14 protein-coding genes are annotated in these 19,031 nt (G+C 41.8%); 3 read left to right on the plus strand and 11 right to left on the minus strand.

The window, feature by feature from the left end:
- Positions 1 to 307: 307 nt before the first annotated feature.
- The 3 genes from QSH61_RS24035 to QSH61_RS24045 form a co-directional block, all read right to left on the minus strand.
- Entirely contained in the window at positions 308 to 1,390 is a 1,083-nt protein-coding gene (locus QSH61_RS24035; protein WP_010607417.1) for a methyl-accepting chemotaxis protein, read from the minus strand.
- A 173-nt stretch (positions 1,391 to 1,563) separates the two neighbouring features.
- Positions 1,564 to 2,343: a GGDEF domain-containing protein gene (locus QSH61_RS24040; protein ID WP_010607418.1), complete on the minus strand. Its 780-nt coding sequence runs from the start codon at positions 2,341 to 2,343 to the stop codon at positions 1,564 to 1,566.
- Positions 2,344 to 2,473: 130 nt separating this feature from the next.
- Positions 2,474 to 2,896, minus strand: coding sequence for a DUF3429 domain-containing protein (locus tag QSH61_RS24045; RefSeq protein ID WP_206471173.1), 423 nt, complete (start codon positions 2,894 to 2,896; stop codon positions 2,474 to 2,476).
- Positions 2,897 to 3,124: 228 nt separating this feature from the next.
- Between QSH61_RS24045 and ahpC the strand changes: the two genes are divergently transcribed.
- Together ahpC and ahpF are read left to right on the plus strand one after the other, a co-directional pair.
- Positions 3,125 to 3,694 (plus strand): alkyl hydroperoxide reductase subunit C, encoded by a 570-nt coding sequence (gene ahpC / locus QSH61_RS24050; protein ID WP_010377859.1) that lies wholly within the window; start codon positions 3,125 to 3,127, stop codon positions 3,692 to 3,694.
- A 105-nt stretch (positions 3,695 to 3,799) separates the two neighbouring features.
- On the plus strand, positions 3,800 to 5,368 hold the full coding sequence (gene ahpF, locus QSH61_RS24055) for an alkyl hydroperoxide reductase subunit F (RefSeq protein WP_174170643.1): 1,569 nt from the start codon (positions 3,800 to 3,802) through the stop codon (positions 5,366 to 5,368).
- Positions 5,369 to 5,723: 355 nt separating this feature from the next.
- On the opposite strand, the gene QSH61_RS24060 is transcribed toward ahpF, so the two are convergent.
- The gene (locus QSH61_RS24060) at positions 5,724 to 6,212 is read right to left on the minus strand and encodes a DM13 domain-containing protein (RefSeq protein ID WP_174170644.1); all 489 of its coding nucleotides are present in this window, start codon (positions 6,210 to 6,212) and stop codon (positions 5,724 to 5,726) included.
- 640 nt (positions 6,213 to 6,852) lie between these two features.
- Here QSH61_RS24060 and QSH61_RS24065 point away from each other — a divergent pair.
- Complete coding sequence (locus QSH61_RS24065; protein WP_206471172.1) at positions 6,853 to 8,427, plus strand: lytic polysaccharide monooxygenase; 1,575 nt, start codon at positions 6,853 to 6,855, stop codon at positions 8,425 to 8,427.
- A gap of 91 nt (positions 8,428 to 8,518) precedes the next feature.
- Here QSH61_RS24065 and QSH61_RS24070 read toward each other — a convergent pair whose 3' ends face one another.
- The 7 genes from QSH61_RS24070 to QSH61_RS24100 all read right to left on the minus strand — a co-directional run bounded on the left by QSH61_RS24070 (position 8,519) and on the right by QSH61_RS24100 (position 19,024).
- Entirely contained in the window at positions 8,519 to 9,055 is a 537-nt protein-coding gene (locus QSH61_RS24070) for a YaeQ family protein (protein ID WP_010607423.1), read from the minus strand.
- Positions 9,056 to 9,183: 128 nt separating this feature from the next.
- Positions 9,184 to 11,868 (minus strand): PKD domain-containing protein, encoded by a 2,685-nt coding sequence (locus QSH61_RS24075; RefSeq protein ID WP_206471171.1) that lies wholly within the window; start codon positions 11,866 to 11,868, stop codon positions 9,184 to 9,186.
- 278 nt (positions 11,869 to 12,146) lie between these two features.
- Entirely contained in the window at positions 12,147 to 13,283 is a 1,137-nt protein-coding gene (locus tag QSH61_RS24080; RefSeq protein ID WP_206471170.1) for a hypothetical protein, read from the minus strand.
- 122 nt (positions 13,284 to 13,405) lie between these two features.
- Entirely contained in the window at positions 13,406 to 14,914 is a 1,509-nt protein-coding gene (locus tag QSH61_RS24085) for a hypothetical protein (protein ID WP_174170648.1), read from the minus strand.
- Positions 14,915 to 14,925: 11 nt separating this feature from the next.
- Positions 14,926 to 15,765: a GEVED domain-containing protein gene (locus QSH61_RS24090; protein ID WP_010607427.1), complete on the minus strand. Its 840-nt coding sequence runs from the start codon at positions 15,763 to 15,765 to the stop codon at positions 14,926 to 14,928.
- 11 nt (positions 15,766 to 15,776) lie between these two features.
- Positions 15,777 to 17,024, minus strand: a complete 1,248-nt coding sequence (locus QSH61_RS24095; protein WP_206471169.1) for an internalin — start codon at positions 17,022 to 17,024, stop codon at positions 15,777 to 15,779.
- A gap of 56 nt (positions 17,025 to 17,080) precedes the next feature.
- Positions 17,081 to 19,024 (minus strand): Hint domain-containing protein, encoded by a 1,944-nt coding sequence (locus QSH61_RS24100; RefSeq protein ID WP_010607429.1) that lies wholly within the window; start codon positions 19,022 to 19,024, stop codon positions 17,081 to 17,083.
- Positions 19,025 to 19,031 lie beyond the last annotated feature (7 nt).

Below are 19,031 nucleotides of genomic sequence, written 5' to 3' on the forward strand. Positions count from 1 at the left end.
AAACGTTAGCTTCTACAACCACAGCTTGTTTTAGCGACAATAACGACTTCAGTTAACTTTTAAGGTGATGTTAGTAACTTGGCTGAATGTCTGCTTTGTGGAAGTGAGCCAATGACACCAAATAACTGCGACCGTCTCAAATTCGCTCGAAACTGTCTGTCAGATAAAGTCAAAACCTATTCATCGAAACTGTAAGATCAGATATGAGCCACTACACAGGATTACATGAAAAGTTACCCGCTTTCAATCGGTGACTGCCAGTCTACGTGTTAAGCGGGTAAATTGAGAAGCTCTGTAGTGCTTCTTATCAATGCCCGAGTTGATCGAGTAAGTCCATTACTTCAACGCTGGCATGTTCCATTTGGTTAAGCTGTTTTACTGCGCCTTGAGAATCGCCTGCTTTAAACTTTTTCATTGCTTCTACACCAGCTCTATGGACTTCTTTATGCGGAGCTTCTAGGCGTTTAAACGCGTTGTGACCGCCAAACTTTTGGGCGCCATCGCCACTAAACCACTTGCCTAAGCGGCACATCGTATGATCGGCAAAGTCGCTGATATTTTTATGGCTATTGCCAATAATAACGTTGTATACGTCTCCTTTCCATACGACATGATCGAGCTTTACTGTCTGGATAAAGGTTTGAGTGGTAGAAACCAAAATGGTGTCTTTCATTGAATCACAACAACTTACAATCCCTTCGTATTCATCGTTTAAGTGTCCAATACTGTCAGACAGCGTGATATTAGACGCTTGAATTTCTTCCACAGCACTCACGGTTGTGTGAGTCGTATCGATGATCTTCTTGACCAGATCGGAGACTTCGTTGGCGGACTCATTGGTATTGGTTGCCAGTGCACGTACCTCATCGGCGACAACAGAAAAGCCACGGCCAGCTTCACCCGCTCGGGCTGCTTCAATAGCAGCATTAAGCGCTAGCAGATTCGTTTGATCTGAAATTTTTGAAATCGTCGTAACAAAGGTATTAATGCTATCTGCCATCTGCGATAGGCCAGAAATATTGGTGGTCATTCTATCCATATTACCGCCGAGCTGCTCCATTCCCGTGAGTATTTTACGCAATGCGGTTTCAGATTTAGAAAAGGCGGAGTTTACTTGCTCAATTGAATGGCTTTCTTCTTCAATACTCATAAAGCTCGCAAGAACGGTTTCGCGGATCCCTTGCACTTGGCTTAACCCAGTCAATGCACACTGCAGTAGTTGATTGTCAGTATTATCATTGAGCGCAGCTTGTGAGCTTACAACTTCTTGTTTTAATGATTCATTTTCAGCAACTAATTGCGCATTCGCATGTTTTAAACTGGCAATCTCTTGTTGCGCGGCTAATAAGGCTTGTTGGGTTTCATTGTTTGTAAATAGTTTTGCAAACACGTTATTTTCCCTTGTAACTTGATATTAACGCAAGCTTAGCAATCATTGGAAAATAGTGCTACTTCTTTAGCTTTTAAAAAAGCTATAAATTTAGAGAAGTTAGCGTAGAATTGTGATTGGATTTTGGTGCGCTGAGCGTCATTGAAATTTAACCAATAAAACAATGCTAAGTGTTATCCTCGAGCACTAGATCTGAGTGATTTACCGCGCTTATCGCCATACATATGCTCATCGGCTTCGTGGATGATGAGATCAGCTTGTTTAGCTGGGTCAACTTTGACCATTCCAATACTGACGTTAATTTTGTAATCGTGTAATCCCTTTAATAATGCCGCTCTTACTTCGTCTGTATCCGGAAGCACTGCATTAATATAGGCAATAAATTCGTCTCCCCCGATACGAAAGCTGTAATCTAAGCCAAAGTAATCTTTCATATTCTGCGTAAACTTAATCAAAACCTCGTCGCCAATATGATGGCCATAGTTGTCATTCACTTGCTTAAAATTATCTAAATCGAGGTAGAGTAGCCATTGATCATCAAAGCGATGTGTTTGCAAGCCTTCAAAACATGCGCGACGACTACCCACGCCTGTCATCGCATCATGGTCAGCTTCATACCGCATCCGCTCCTCTAACAATCTTCTTCTCTCTACTTCTTTTTTTAGCTCTGTAATGCTGGCTCTTTTATTGGTGATCATGCAGTAAAAACCAAAGCTGATGAGTAAAAAGCCGATATTTTTCAAAGAAGTGTCAAAGTTAAGTAAGGGAATGGAAAAGCCGTCGGTGAAATTATCAATAATATCAAGGAGTAGGCCCGCACAATACACAAGTAGGGCAATGCGTAAGAACGAATTTGCGATTTCTCTGGTGATCAAATTGAACAAAGTGAAAGAAATGCCGAACCAGAACAACTCTTCGTAGCTCTCGTATTCGTAGTGACCAATATAGTACATGTAGCCACCAAAAAAGATGATGGCTATCCATATTACTAAGGGTGGTAACGCGCGTTTGATCAAAATACTTTGGCTTCTGGTGCTTCAGTTATCTTTAGTTATAGTTAATTGAGCTTCAGAAGCAAGCCACTTATGCGTTTAACTCAAGTGCTTGAGCAATCATAAATAGATGACTAACAAAAACGAGAGAAGTCAGCACCGTTCGCATTTTTTGATAGTCTTTATGATAGTCACTCCAGCGGGATGAACTGCGTTCTATAAAATATACGAGCCAATATGCGATAGCGAGATAGAGAAGCAACCATTGTGGTGCTGCAATACTAAGTAAGGGGTAAGGGATCACGACAATCACGGCCAGTATCGCTTGTTTGTAGGTTTGCTCACCTGCACGCCATAAACTTCCGGCCATAAAAGCTAGAATCCCCAGACTATAAAACTGAAAAGCATGAAGCACGTCACTCGATACACCTGTCATTAGCGTCCACGCGATACAAGTCAAAAAGGGAATGAAGCCAAAGTAACCAAGTTGAATATGATTGAAGTACGGGTGCATAGTCACGCTCTGCTGTAGTTAATTGCTGGGATCATACCGTAATTATCTTATTTTTATACTCTTATGCTGAATTAGTTGATCACTTATAAGAGAGCTATCAGTTTTTCCGATTACAGTGATTCAAACAATCCATTTTATTTAATCAGCACTTCCCCTTATCTTTGTACTCAAGCCAAGGCGAACAGTAATCGCCAACATTATTTAAACTAAACAACAGTGAGGAAAGCGATGAGCACTTCATTAATCAATACTAAAATTCAACCATTCAACGCAACTGCATACCATGGTGGCGACTTCGTAGAAGTTTCTGAGCAAGACCTACTAGGTAAATGGTCAATCGTATTCTTTTACCCTGCGGATTTCACATTTGTATGTCCAACGGAGCTTGGTGACTTAGCTGACTACTACGCACAGCTACAAGAAATGGGTGTAGAAGTTTACTCTGTATCGACAGACACGCACTTCACGCATAAAGCATGGCACGATGCGTCAGACACCATTAAGAAAATCCAATTCCCAATGATTGGTGACCCAACAGGCCGTATTACTCGTAACTTCGGTGTGATGATCGAAGAAGAAGGTCTGGCACTTCGCGGTACTTTTGTTATCAACCCAGAGGGCGAAATCAAAGTTATCGAAACGCATGACCTAGGTATTGGTCGCAGTGCTAAAGAGCTAGTACGTAAAGTACAAGCTGCTCAATACATCGCATCTCACGATGGTGAAGTCTGTCCAGCTTCTTGGCAGCCAGGTGAAGAAACACTAGCGCCTTCACTAGACCTAGTTGGCAAAATCTAATTTGTCAGGGGAGTGCAGCATGCACTCCCATCTCAACCATCTAGATGAATCAAATTCATCGTTTTTGCGAATTTTTACTGTAGTTTCTGCAGAGGGTTACCTTATATGTTAGACAACCAAATTAAAACTCAACTACAAAGCCATTTTAGCTCTCTACAACGTCCGATTGAACTCGTCATTACCGTTGATGACAGTAAAAAATCGCAAGAGCTAAAAGGGTTAGCACAAGACTTAGCGTCATTGAGCGACAAAATTACTTTATCTGAATCAATTGAAGGTGAACGTATCCCACAAATGGTGGTGCGTGGTGTTGAAGCAAAGAGCGAAATTACGTTTGCTGGTGTTCCTATGGGACATGAGTTTACCAGTTTGGTACTTGCATTATTGCATTCAGGCGGTCATGCAACTAAAGCATCGGCAGACGATCTCGAACTGATCACAAATATAGATAACGCATTGAACTTTGAGGTTTACATCTCACTGAGTTGCCAAACTTGTCCGCAAGTAGTGCAGGCTTTGAATCTCATGGCGGCTGTTAACCCAAATATTACCACCACCATGATTGATGGTGCTTTGTTCCAAGAAGAAGTGGAGTCACGCAACATCATGGCCGTGCCAACCGTGTACTTAAATGGTGAGCAATTTAGCCAAGGCGCAGTGAGCTTAAGCGATATTTTATTAAAACTTGATAGTAAAGCTGGTGAAAAACAAGCGGCCTTACTTAACGAGAAAGACGTGTTTGATGTGCTCGTTGTAGGTGGCGGCCCTGCTGGTGCTTCAGCTGCAATCTATGCTGCTCGTAAAGGGTTAAATACAGGGGTAGTTGCGGAGCGTTTTGGCGGCCAAGTTGCCGATACTTTGGGTATTGAGAACTTTATTTCAGTGCAAAAAACTGAAGGCCCTAAGCTGGTTGCACAGTTAGAAGAGCATGTTAACCAGTATGGCGTTGATGTGATGAAGAACCAGCGTGCAGCGGCAATTAACAAAGGCGAAACCATTGATATCACGCTTGAAAGCGGTGCGGTATTAAGGGCCAAATCTTTAGTATTGGCTACAGGTGCACGATGGAGAAGCATGAATGTACCCGGCGAAACCGAGTACAAGGGTAGAGGCGTAGCATATTGTCCACATTGCGATGGTCCGTTATTTAAGGGGAAACCTGTCGCGGTTATTGGTGGCGGTAACTCGGGTATTGAAGCAGCTATCGACTTGGCAAATATTGTTGAACACGTCACGGTATTAGAATTTGCCGATACGCTTAGAGCTGACGAAGTGCTGATCAAAAAGGCGAAAAGTCTTGCTAACGTTACCATTATTAAAAACGCACAAACCACTGAAGTAGTTGGAGATGGTAGTAAAGTAACGGGTCTTAATTACATAGACAGAGTCAGCGGTGACGCTCATTCGTTGGCACTGGCTGGCATTTTTGTACAAATTGGGCTTGTACCAAATACTGAATGGTTAAAGTCGAGTGAAGTTGCTCTTAGCCGCTTTGGTGAAATCGAAATTGACAGCAAAGGTGCGACAAGTTTAGCTGGCGTTTACGCCGCAGGCGATGCAACCACCACACCGTTTAAGCAAATTATCATTGCGATGGGTGGTGGGGCGACAGCAAGCTTAGGCGCTTTTGATTACCTAATTCGGCTAGGACAAGACGACGAGCAAGCTGCTTAACTTATCGCATTACTGGAAAGAATCATTGCAACAATACACCCATGCAATGCTCCCAAGCCACACTCTAGCAGTGTGGCTTTTTTTGCTTAGATTTCGAAGATTCATCGCTGCGTAAAGCAGCTCCTACTCCAAAGTGTAGAGTGCCCTGTGGGAGGAGGCTTACCCGCCGAGCAGTTACTAGCTTAGCTAATAGGATTTTGGTTGAATAAGAAACACAAGATCGCTGCGTAAAGCAGCTCCTACTCTAACGTGTAGAGTGCCCTGTGGGAGACGGTTTACCCGGCGAGAGGTTACTAGCCTAGCAGAGTGACTTATCTTCCACACAAGATCGCTGTGTAAAACAGTTCCTTCAGTCCTACTCGCTACCAACGCGTTGTAATGGCGCTGCCGATATAAACTGCTCAAAATGTTCACACCAAATAATAGCACTCTGAAACTGGGCCAGATCGACTTGGCGATATTTACGCTGCACGAATTGTGAAAATTGGTTAATGTTGGCAATTTCCACCATGGTGTGCTTTTGCGCTTTAAAGTCGGCTTCTGTCTCAATAAATGTTTTGGCGAGGTAAAGCCGATAATCAGGCCCTGGGGCTATTTCACCCACAAATGCAATATGATTATCCGTAAAATAAATTTCACCAGTGGCGTAGTGTAATGCGTCTGAATCTTTAAGCTCCTTCTTGAATTGGCCTTTGTATGTTGCGGCTTTACTGATCGCCAGTATTTCTGTGTGGCTAGCCGCCGGAGGTTGCGTCATTATAGGTAGAGTGTACACACCCATAATAAACCCTGTGATAAACACCACAATGAGCAATAGTAACGTAAATAGCGTCCGCAAAATCATTTCCAAGTGAGCAGCAAAGTCAAAGTATAGCCAAATTATAAGGCTCTAGTAGAAAAATTGACTGCTTAAAAAGGGTTGTTTTTAATTTTTTTGATAAGAATAAAGTGTTTTTATTAAATGTAATCTAGTACCCAATGTAGATAAAACTTTACACATAGTAGCTCCTTCTGATTGTTAATTATTAGGGAATAGAGTATTTCAATTGTTTTGGTTATTGTAATAGTCAAAGTAAACAGGTGTTTAGGCCAAAATTATGGTGTAAAGGTATTTTTAACTTAACCATAAAGTACTGAATGTAATTAATAATCTCAGCTATTGTTATTGATTTGTGCTTGAGTAAAATGCCTCGAATTCGAGTTGATTCTTACAATAAAATTAACTTGGATACTTTTCTATTACAAAAAATGAAGGCGAGCATGCCATGGACGTGCAAGAACTTATCAGTTGTTAAAAAATGACAGCGTTGTTTTTTACTGTCGAAACACAGTAGCGCGAACAAGATAAGTTGTGTTTATCAACGTGCGAAACCTAGGTGCACAGAACAAGGTTGAATTTCGTGTGGCAAGCATCGATAGACTCTCGCTCATTCTAATCTTAATCGAAGTGGCGGCGGCTACTTCTCTAAAACGAGTAGAAGAAAATGAAAAACTCAATGTTAACAGTCAGTATTGGCATGGCACTTGGTATGGCAGCATCGAACGCATTTGCACATGGTTATATGGATAGTCCAAAGGCAAGACAAGCAATTTGTGAAGAACAGGGGGGATTTTGGTGGCCAAAAGATGGAAGCAATATCCCGAACGCGGCATGTCGAGCAGCTTACCTAGCGTCTGAACATATGCAGTTTGTTCAAAAGCATGAGTTTGCAGCGAATGTTCCCGATTATTTTAATTTGCAAGCTGTACAGGCTGCTGTTCCTGACGGACAACTTTGTGCGGGTGGCGATAGAAATAAAGCGGGCATGAATATCGCGTCGAGTGAGTGGCAAAGGACCGCGATAACGCCAAATGCTCAAAACCAAATTAAAGTGAGATTTCGTGCAACAACGCCTCACAACCCTAGCTTTTGGCAGTTTTATCTCACCAAACCGGAGGCGGATATTCAGTCAACGCCCCTAGCGTGGCAAGATTTAGAGCTAGTGCAAGAGTATGGCAATGTTGACTTCTTCGTTGCGCCAGATGGTAAACGCTATTATGAAATGCAGGTCGCGGTGCCGAGTAAATTTAGCGGAGATGCTATCTTGTATACGCGTTGGCAGCGTGATGATGTTGTAGGTGAAGGCTTTTACAATTGTAGCGACGTCACTATAGTGCGTGATATTACACCGACTGAGCCGGTAAGTTGGACGCCTGCTGGATTTTTAATTAAACCTGGCCAACAAGCCAATGTAGGCGATACGGTATGGCTACGTGTGTTTGATGGTGATGGCCAAGAATTGGTACAAGAAAAACTGTCGATAACACAAAGCAATATCACTCATTGGACTGCGCAACTTGCTAGCACACTAAATAATAATCATGCGAATACGCTGCAAATTGGCGTACAACAAAGTGACGGCAATATTGTATTTGATGCTGCGCAACTCGCTGCTAATCAGCTGTTTGTAAGTTTTCCCCAGTACACTTTTAACCTTTCAATTCTAGCTAAGCCACAAAACCGCGCCCCTGTGGTTCATACCCCTGCCGATATCACGCTAAAAGAAGTCTCAAGCACATCACTTCATGTTCATGCGTTTGATGATGACAAAGATCCGCTTACCTTTGCATGGCAGATCCCATCGCCACTGAGCTACAGCGGTAGCGGTGCAACTATCACGTTGACTGCGCCTGAGGTCCAGCAAAATACCGACTATCAAGGGCAAGTCACCGTTTCTGATGGCACATTTGAGAAAACTGTTAGCTTTACCATCACAGTGACTAACCAAACCGCACCACCAAGTGGTGACACATGGCGTGCCGATCAAGTTTATACCGCTGGCGATACCGCAGTGTATCAGGGCAAAAGCTATCGCGCTAAATGGTGGGTAAAAGGCCAAAAGCCCGATCAAAGTGATGCGTGGGAGCTGGTAGATAAGTCTGATGGCAGTAACTCATGGAGTGCTAATAAGGCATACACTGGCGGCGACAAAGTGAGTTATCTAGGCGTTGAATATCAGGCGCGCTGGTGGACGCGCGGTCAGCAACCTGGCACTGACTCAGTGTGGCGTAAGCTTTAATGTAAAGCACCTCTAACAAAGCACTGGCAGATATCGCTGCCAGTGAGATCAAGTTTTCAATGAGTTACATCATCTAACACTGAGCAAAATGTTACATCAGCTGTTGTGGTTTGATTTCAATATTAGCACTATCAGAGCTTACCCATACTTCGCCATCTTGAATGGTAATAGTGAGCTTGATACTACGATCTGCTAACTGAGCTAAAGCCTGAGTCGCACTATAATCCAAGCTGAAAATACTCAGGTTTTTAAAGTCGTATAATTTCGGCTGGTGTTTTTGCCACCAAATCGCCTGATTATTTTCGCCATAAGTATAGAGGACCACTTGCTTTGATTTATTACACGCTTTCTTAAGGCGCTTTTCGTCAGGCAGTCCTAGTTCAATCCAAAGCTCAATCTCTTCGCTGTAATTCTTAACCCATAGTTCAGGTTCATCATCAGCGCATAAGCCTTTAGTAAACTCAAGTCCCTCACACGCATTCAGTGCATAGGCAAGTAAACGGATCATTAACCGTTGTTCGTTTTCAGAAGGGTGTTGAGCTAGCGTTAAATTAAAGTCTTGGTAAACATGTCTGTCCATATCACTGAGTGATAGTTGGGCTTTAATGATGGTGGATTTGAGCGCCATAAATTTGCTTAAAAAATTTTTGCGCTAGTATAGCGGGTTGAAATAACAATTTACAGAAGGCTATTGTGGAAATAAACACAGCCTCGCAATGAGGCTGTGTTTATTTGAATTGCTTAGCGTTTTAGCTCTTAATTACAATTGCTCGATATATTCCAAAGATTGGGTAATGACTCTTTTAGTTTGCCTATTTGAGCACAGTCGATGTCTGGATTTCCCCATATGCTTAGGTATCGTAGATTGGTCAAACCGAATAGCGGTGACAGATCTGAAATGTTGCTATTGTCCAACTCTAAGCGGGTAAGTTCGGTGTAATCTTTAAGTGAACCATAGTTTGTCAGCTTGGTATTATCCAAGTCCAAATAAGTTAAGGTAGTAGGCAAGCCAAAAAGCGCGAAGTCATATACGGTTTGGCTATTTGTATTTAACTCAAAGGAGATCAATGATTGAGGCAGTGTAGCTTTAGCTGTTAGTTCACCCGTGAGTCTATAGATATCTAGACTCCGTAAAGTGTGGAGTTGAGCTAAGCTAGGATCACGTAACAACGAACTGTCAACTGAGCCACTTAGTGTTAAAGTCTCAATTCCTTCAAACTGTGTAATTCCATTTAATGATTCAATTGCTGAGCCATCGCAAGAGAGTGAGTTAACACTGCCAGCATCTTGATACCTTCGGTCTAGCATACACTCTTTAAGTGCCGCATCTGTAATTAAGCTCAAATTGACCGGCTTTATAATACAGTAAGAGTCAGAAAGATTTGTTGTTACACCATCGAGAGATTTTAATAGCTCCTGATCATCACAATAAATGGCACTACTTTGTATTTCAAGTCTTTCCAGAGTGTTTAAACTGGCAAGCATATCTGCTCTAAAAAACGTAGAAAAGTTGCTTAGTGTTAATGACTTCAACTTGGTTAATGATGCGATGTCAGAGATGTCAGCCGCTAGAGAATAGTTAATAGAGAGAGTTTCTAAGTTTTCAAATTGAGATACATGGGTGATATCTTCTAGTTCAGTAAAGCCGCTGACCTTTAACGATTTCAGGCTCGTGTTTACACCTAAAGAGTCTAGTGTTGTGATTTTGGTTTCGTTACTATAATGGTATTCTTTTAATAACTCGGCTGATTCGAGCGCAGGAAAGTTAGTCAAGTTCACCATGTTTGAATATCGGTTACTTTTTACGTTTAATGTCTTTAAGTTCGGTAAAGTTGCCTCAGTTGAAGCCTCAAATAAACTAACCTCTAGGTTAAGTGTTTCTAATGCTTGCATTTTACTTAACGTATCTAGTGCAAAGTTTGAGTAATCGTTGTAGACGGTGAGGTCGCGCATATTTTCAAGCTCAGATAATGCGCTAAAATCTGTGCTATTATCCAATTCACGAATGTACAATTCGGTTAGGTTTGGTGTGAAACTTAGCCAACCTAGATCATTAACGCTGCGTAACTGATTGAGCTTCAATGATGTTAACTTCGGCATCATTTGCAAAAACCTAAGAGAAGAAAGGTTTAACCACTCCAAAGACAAGGATTGTAGTTCCGTAAAAGTTGATAGCTTGCTGACATTATCTACGGTTAAATTGTTTAATGACAAAGAGGTCAGCTTCGTATTACCACTGATGTCCGCGATATCAAACTCAGCATTACTATAATAACTACGAAGACCTAGTTTTTCCAACTCACTAAACTTTTCTAAGAATGAGAAATCTTCAATCTGCGTTCCGTTGAGTTCAAGTGTTGTCAGATTTGTTTTAGCTTCTATTGCCGTTGAGTCAGCGGCTTCGATAATATTAAGTGTTAATGCTGTGAGGTTAGGTATAGAGTTTAAAAATGACAGCGAGCTCAGATCTTGTATATATGTCAAAGATAAACTTTGCAAGTTACTAAAGCGTTTTAGAGTATTTTTATCATCAATGTTTAGAGTACTTAGAGCCAAACGAGTGAGCTTATCACTTGGAAGTTGACTAAGCTGTATAGTTTCATATTGGTTACTTTCGTTGTCTATTTCAAGCGTATGAAGCTGTGCAAAGCCTGATAAATCTAACAAAGAAAAATCTAGGCGCTTACTATAATTGTTACTTTCTTGGGCTTCAACAATAGACAACGACTCAAGTTTATTGAGCTTACTAATTTGTTCTAAATGTGCATCATTATTTGAGCTGTTCTGGGCTGCGGCAAACGCGTTATCGAGCTTTAACGCGGTGAGCGTAGAAATTTGAGCTAACTCTTCGAGATTATCCAATTCTGCGTTTTTAATAGACACCGTAGATAAACCACTAATACCAGAGAGCCCCGCTAATGTTGCAATTGGGTAGTCTGTGCATTCAACAACCGAAATACCTACGTCTTGATGTGTATCTGATAAACATTGCGCTAGCGCTGCGTCTGAAATCGTTAAGCTTGAAAGTGGAGCGTAAGCATTTAGGTTGACAGTTAATTCTTGTGAGCTTGCGCTTCCTTTATCGTCTGTCGCAGTTAACTTAAAAGTTAACGTGGTCGCTTCATTGATGTCAGGTGCACGAAATTCGAGCGTTTCGTTATTATCGTTGATCAGCTCGACAGTTGTTCCTGCCGTTTGCTCCCACAGCAAAGTATCAATCGCACCATCTTCATCTGTTACGGTGGCAACGGCTGTGATTGAGTCTCTTTCCATTGCTGTAATTGGTGCCATGCTTGCAATTACTGGGGCTTTGTTAGTAGGTGTGATTGGTTTGTCAGTTCCAGTATCATTGCTGTCGCTGCCACTTCCACCGCCACATGCGACTAAAGTTGATGCAAGCAATGAAGTTACGATTCCTTTGTATATAGCGCTTTTGATCATCTTGATATCTTGTTTTATTGAATAGTCAGAAAGCGCAGAAGTGTACTTTATTTAGATACTAGTTTCCAATAATTACACATGTTTTCTAGCAATGGTATAGCTCTGTGCTCTAGATATGGACTTTAAAAACGAAAAATCAATAGACTAAAAGGAAGCAGTACATTTTGCTAGAGCCATTATAACTCATTGATAATTAAAACGAGAAGCGAGGCTATATAGCCTCATTGGTTGGAGAACAAAATAATAAGGACGAGTGAATAACGGAATAAGCGTGTTGTTTAATCAACGTTTGCGATTGCCGATTCAATGCGGTTCTCGCATAGAGTCGTGCCAGGCAGAGTCGCACAGTATTCGCCAGCTTGCTCGAGCCCAATGCGCTGAGAATTGCGAGCTGTAATACGAGCTGTAAGCTGTTCGATTTCAAGCGGGTCTTCAGACACAGCTTTAAATGCACTCAACCTTTCTATTTCGTCATACACTAAATCTTGATAACTTCTGAGTCTGGCGGAAAGTGCAATATAGCGGTTAGGTATTGCTGTTTGACCAGCATAGGCGAGATCATAATGGCCAGAGTCTTCATAGCTTTCGACTTCGTACTTTAAAACGTTTAAATGTTCGTCTTTAAGGTCGTCGACATAATCACCACCGTCTAGTAAGTAGCTAAATAGATTGTCGGCATATGTAATACAGGGAGTTAGGTTATCTGTTTTGCAGTGCATGGTGCCATTTTTACTGAGTCTAGCGAGTTCCGGCGTCATACCTCCATCGGTATTCACCTGAATCGTATAGACGGCATCTTTGGTTGCCTCTTGAAATACTTTGGTTTTAGTAAAAGTTTTACTGAAAAATAGAAACTTCACTTTGATTTTGGTCTGAAACCATTCGTATTTTGTGCGATCTTTAAAATGGAGCTTTGCGGTAATATAGATACGAGAACCAAGTTTGATATTGTGAATAAAGCTATCACCACAGCGGTTTCTTATCTGAGTTGGATCTGTACTGAGCAGCTCGACAAAAGCGGGTTTGGTGGTTCGATTTTCAAAGTTATAACTTCCTTTTTCATAGGTTAACTCGACCGCTGAGGCAGCTGAATTTCTATTTTTGGTTACTTTCCTGCGCATGGAAAACTTGGCTGAGCCACCAAAAATAACTAAGTTGATACCAGCCTTTACACTACCTGTAATAGTATTGATCATGGTGTCGGAGTCAAAATCGCCACGATAAGCCAAGTCGCCCATGCTACCACCTTGAAATTGCCACTGACCATCGAGGCACGATTCAAGCGGTATGCCTAATTCCTGTTCAAATCCCTGTCCGAGTTGTTCATGCTCAGTATTTAAAGAGTAATAGGTATGTGCATTTGTATAGAAGCTTAACAGGCCACAGAGCACTATTAATATGGTTCTTAAGTGCATACATAAATTCCTGTAGATGGTTTACTGTGGAAAAGACGTGGAAGTAATAATTCAATATTCTACTGTTTATTACTTGCCACGCCTCAATTGGACTAATTGAGTCTTAGTGTTTTTACGACACACTAATTTTCAAAAGCGGTTCCATAAGTTGGCAGGGCTGATTTACATGGTAGCCAAACCATCACGCCCGCAGCAGGGTCATTTGCATCAACAAAAGAAGGCGCCCAGCCCAACTGTCTAAACCCAAGTGATACATGATTTTCTTCAACCCCAAAGTTTGCTGTTGCTTCTCGGGCATTTTCACATTTGAAGTATTGCGTCATGTTATCAGCTGGTATATTCAGATCGGCAAGCGTGTAGTTTTGTATGCAGCCGACGCCACTACCACTACAGGTATTTAGGTAATCGTTCCACGCATCTGTACAAGCTGTACCATAAGGATTATCGCGACAAACTCGAGCATATTGCTCATAAATCCATGCATTGTTGTAAGCCGCTTCTTGTACACCTTCTGCTTTTTGACGTTGTACATCCGTCATCCAACTAGCGTATTGCGCAAGTACACCACGCGCACGGTGTTCATGATTAACCGACTTTTTGAATTGATCTTCAAGCCATAAAGTACGGTAAGTGGTTTCAAAGCGAATATCTTTATTACCTGAATCTAAACGACGTACATCTTGTGAGCTGATCTCGTAAGGCGTAGCCTTGTAACGCACTACGTTGTAATCAGATAATGCATTAAACTGATTACCAAAATCGTTCTTCGCATAGTTCACTGCTTGCTCAAATAAAGTAAAGCAAGGCTCGTAGTTATCGAGCGAACAAGTGATAATATTGTTAGGGATTATGCTGAGAAGCTGTTTAGGATCACCGCCTTTTTGTAAGGCTCTGACGGTAATGCGCACACTTTTCTTAAGGTCTTCGTCGATATAATTAAGCTTACCATCGACGCTAATACCAATATTACCAGCACCGTAACTTACCCCTAAGTAACCACCAATCTCACTTTTGTGCTGCTCACTTAAGTATTCAATTTTCATGTTAATGAGTAGCTGTGCACCGTATTCAATCTCACTGATAAATCCATCGCCAGCCATGCTCATTAGCTTACTTTGGTACTCATTTGCTAGCGTATTACCTGACGGAGTCAAGGTGTAACCAATGTTGGCATCCGCTGGCATAAGTACACGTTTTTTCGGTGTTAATGATGCTTGGAAAGTATAAGTATTAGAAAATTCAGTCGAGGACATCTCTTTGGCTAAGTGACCGCCAGCTTTCACACGAATGACTGGAAAGCCAACATCAACATCAACATTACCATTGAGTTGACGGAGCACTTCGTCATAGCTGCCATTGTTTACTAGTTCAAATTGCACACGGGTATTGCCGAGAGTTTCAACAGTTTCCCCTGCGACAGTTTGAACATTCAAAAAGCGCTTTTGGTCACTGTTATAAGCCGTACCTAGTACAATGTGATCGTTCATCAATCCAGGGATTTCGCTCTGAAAAGTATTTACATTCTGTGCTTTTTGCATTAATTCCGCTTCTTTCACAAAATTGGAATCTGCGAATGCGAAAGGTGTAGTGCCGGCAATAAGTGCCGCGATAGTCTGTTTGTATAAGTTCATGTTGCCACCTATTACTTCACGTAAAGGAGGTAATCTTCTACCTCTCCGGAGTCTACTTCTTTACATGCGTCATTGCTGCCACCCAAGTAATCCATAGTGACGCGCATTTTCGTCATGCCCTTTTTGGCGCCCGTTGGCGGTGTAATTTCTATCTGAACTGCTTGCTCAGAAACACCAGCAAATAAGGTTTCTTTTGTATCGTTAAAATCACCATCTTGGTTCCAGTCAATAAACACATGCCAAGTCTCTGGGTATGTTTCTGCACTACTAAATCCTGGAGTTAACGTTAACTGGTAGCTTTTATCTGCATATATTTTCGCGGTATCGCCGACATAGTTACTGTAAAAGGTGTTGCTACTGGTATTTTCAATATTTGAAAATTTAACCGATTTGATGAACTCATAAGCACGTTCACGAGACTTCGTGGTGCAATAATTCGGTATTGCAGGTGTGATCATTACAGCACTGATCCGGTAATCAGACGGGATTTGCAAACAAGATGTCGTTGGCGATTTACCCGCAAACCAATTCTTTGGATTCGCATTGTCTTCATCTCCAAAGGTAAGGTATTTCGCATCAGTCCTGAGGGTACTATTCTTGTATAGCATTACTTTTTTAAGATTTGCTATTTTCTCATCATTTGGAATGGGAGTAGTGGGATCAAAGATATTATCAGAGACTTCAACCAATAGTCCTGGGTAGCACTTTTCCAACCATTGAAAGCGTCCTAGCGCTTGTTGTGGCGTAAGTACATCTCGAGATTCAAATAAAGTCGTATTTGCCTGCGCTGATGGTGTAATTGTGGCAGCAAAGGAGGCAATTAATGTGCTGGTTAGCATGACTTTTAACATAGTCTTATTCCTTATAATTCTAGCCATTTACGGTCATACTGATGAACGCGGCCACGAGTCTGTAACTCTCTATCGCGGCAGTAATTACCAATTGGATTACGCTTACAGTAGTCAACGGCGTCCGCCAGAATAAATGAGTTAAAGAGTGCATTATCGCGAATAGTTTCTAATGCAGTTCGATGTGAGTTATTCAACTCACTGGCATAGTAATTGAGTAGGTTATCGGCACGACGATTGTCGAGAATTGCTTGCACCCAATCATCGCTCATGTTTTTGAGCGCCAATTTAGTTAGGATGCTTTTGGCAGGATAGACATCATCAGGTACTAACGGGGATAGGCTTGGCCCTGAGTCAGTATAACTTTGTGTTAAGACTCGACCGACATTGTATTTATCTAAGGTATCAAACTGAGTTACGTAGTTAGTTTTGATGTAATCGATACTGTTTTTAAATACATCAAAGCATGGTGTTGGGTTTTCCATCGTACAGTTGACGAGTTGATTAGGGATCACCTTCAAAAGTTCAGTCGGATCACCACCAAGTTGTAGCGCAGAAACGGTAATTTTGATGTTACGCTTCACATCTTCGTCTACTTTTTGCAGTTTACCACTGACACTGACTTTACCCGCCCAGTCTACACCAAGCTGACCACCCCATTTGACTTTGTCTTCGTCATTTTTATATTGAAACTTGAGATTGATCATAACTTGAGAGCCGTACTCAATCGCTGATACAAACTCATTACCAATATTATTGAATTTATCTCCAGGGTTAGCATTGACCAAATCAAGCGCAGCTTGTGTAGGTTTAAACCCGGTTTGAGGATCCGCAACTAACAGCCGTTTTTTTGGTTTTAAGGAGAGAAATAGGGTGTAAGTGCCGGTGTAGTTATCTGCGGCGTTTTGTTTTGCGTAGCTTGCGCCAACCCCAACTTTTATGACAGGAACATCAAGTGCAGCGCCTAAGTTACCATCTAGCATGCTAGATAGTTGGCTATAGCTCATATCTACACCGACTACAAAATCCATTTCGGTATTACCATAGGTTTCATCAACTCGACCAAGTACACTTTGCAGTGCATAAAAGCCTTCTTTTTCGCTATGGTAAGCAGTACCGAGTGTCACTGAGTCTAAATCAGAATTATTTGCTTGGGTAGTGAACTCTGGATTAGCAACTTGATCCGCAGTAGCTGAAAAACTGCAGGCAAAAAGTCCCACTACCCCCATGGCACGTGCCAATGGAGAATATATAAATTTCATGTTGAATTCCTTACTGAGAAGTATGGCCCCTCAATAGGAGAGGCCAGATGCAGCGATTAGTTCAGGCTGTTGATGTAGTCTGTTTTCCACTTTTCAGGAAGACGTTGAAGAATCTCTTCTTCTGACATGCGTAAGTCCTGATCTTTGTAGTTGAACTCATCTTGTGTAGCAAGATCGCCTACCGCCATACCATTGGCAAACATGGCAAAATTACGAGACTCAGCTAGTTTAGAATCTGCTGTTGGAGCAAGTTTTAGGTTATAAATCTTGTCGCGATACTTCTCTTTGGTCACGCTAGTAACCAGCACTGACCCATCCTCAGTTAAGATACGGTCACCAACTTTTAGTTCTTTCGCCCAAATAATTCCTTTATTTGACGTTGAAATTGGGTGAGTTTCAGTAGTTAAGATATCAGAGCCATCGGCGCCTTTTACGCGATACATCTTGATAGCTTCAATCCCAACCGATACATCAATAACTTGCATTGGTTCTTTAACTTGGGTATTCGAAGCAAGTGCACCTAATACCAAATCGCCTTTCGCAATGTCTTCAATAGCAAGTTGTTTTCCATCGGCCATGGTGATCATTGTGCCCGTTGCTAGACAGCTGTATCCTAGCTTCATCATAGGCAATACTTCACTATAGAAGTTACCAAAACGTGTTGATGTTTCTGAGGTTAGTGAAACTTGGAATGCAACGGCACCACCACGTCCTTTCTTAAAGTACGGATAACCTTTCACAGCAAAGGTCATATACCAGTTTGCTTCAGCTATATTAGAGAAAAGTTTAGCATTACCAAAACGCCCTTCTGAACGTGGAATATTCCAGCGAATAATCGACTCTTGGTTTACTGTATCAACTTCAAACTCCAAGTAATCTGAAAATTGCTTAACGGCGTTTTCGAGCCCTTTATAGCTTTGCTTTGTCGCGCCGCCATAGATACCTTCTTGTAGATAGATATTCGTTGGTTCATCTATACCGTTTGGTAAATCGCCCACAGTTGGATAGATTTCAGTGATCTCGTGAGGAACGCGTAATTCGCCGTTGAATGGGATATTTACATCGGTAATTTCATTCGGTTCACGGTATTGATCTGCTGCGTAGTCACAGTCAGCGTGACTACGATTTAAACAAATCTTAATAACAGCGTCGTTGTTCTTATCGATAGGCGCAGTCGCATTGTATTTCGGACGTGTATCCAATGATGAGCTGATCCCTACGCTAAGTGCAGAAGCCTCACCTTTTGCAACTGGTGAAGTAGAGCCATACAGCGCTTCAAAGTGTTCCCATGAGAATGGGTATTCAGTGTACTTCATCGTCGTGCTGATAGTGCCATCTTCTTGCTCAAGTTCAACGTATGAACTAGCGTAAATGGTATCTAGATCGGGAAAATTTGCTTTCAATGACTTTAGTGAAATAGTCGAAGTTGCAAGCGTGTCTTTACCGTCTAATACATTAAATGTAGAACCTAAAGGCGCAAGCTGATTGCCGTTTGCATCTTCTAATAATAAGTCGATGTAGGTCGCTTTTGTGCCGCCAAAACGAGAGCTTTTCGCGCGTACAATCAGGTATGGTTCATTAGTATCTGATGAAATGGCTAGGTTCATATCTAAGAAGAAATGCGCTTCTTTAATGATATCCACATCCGTTTCGCTAACAGGTGGTACTGCGGACGTTGTGATGTTCATTTTTGCTGATAAGTGCTGTCCTTTTGCTACGTCTAGTGTTTTGTGTAGCTGTGGGAATTCACTCTCAATACGATTTGCCTTCATTAATCGAGACTTTGCTAATTGATAGTGCTGCGGGTTGGACATATCGAGTTTACGGATCCCGAATTGATCCGGTTGAGTTACCGCGGTGCCTTGTATCGCTGCTGGTTCAGACTTTTGCTTCGATGCAGAGGTGGCTTGTTGATCAACACTGTTGCTAGCAGCTACTGCGTTACTGACTGCTAACGCGATTGCAAGCGGCATGAGCACCTTTTTGTTTAGTTTTTTCATGTTATTT

This window comes from Pseudoalteromonas sp. JC3, from assembly GCF_030291895.1.
Lineage (GTDB): Bacteria > Pseudomonadota > Gammaproteobacteria > Enterobacterales > Alteromonadaceae > Pseudoalteromonas.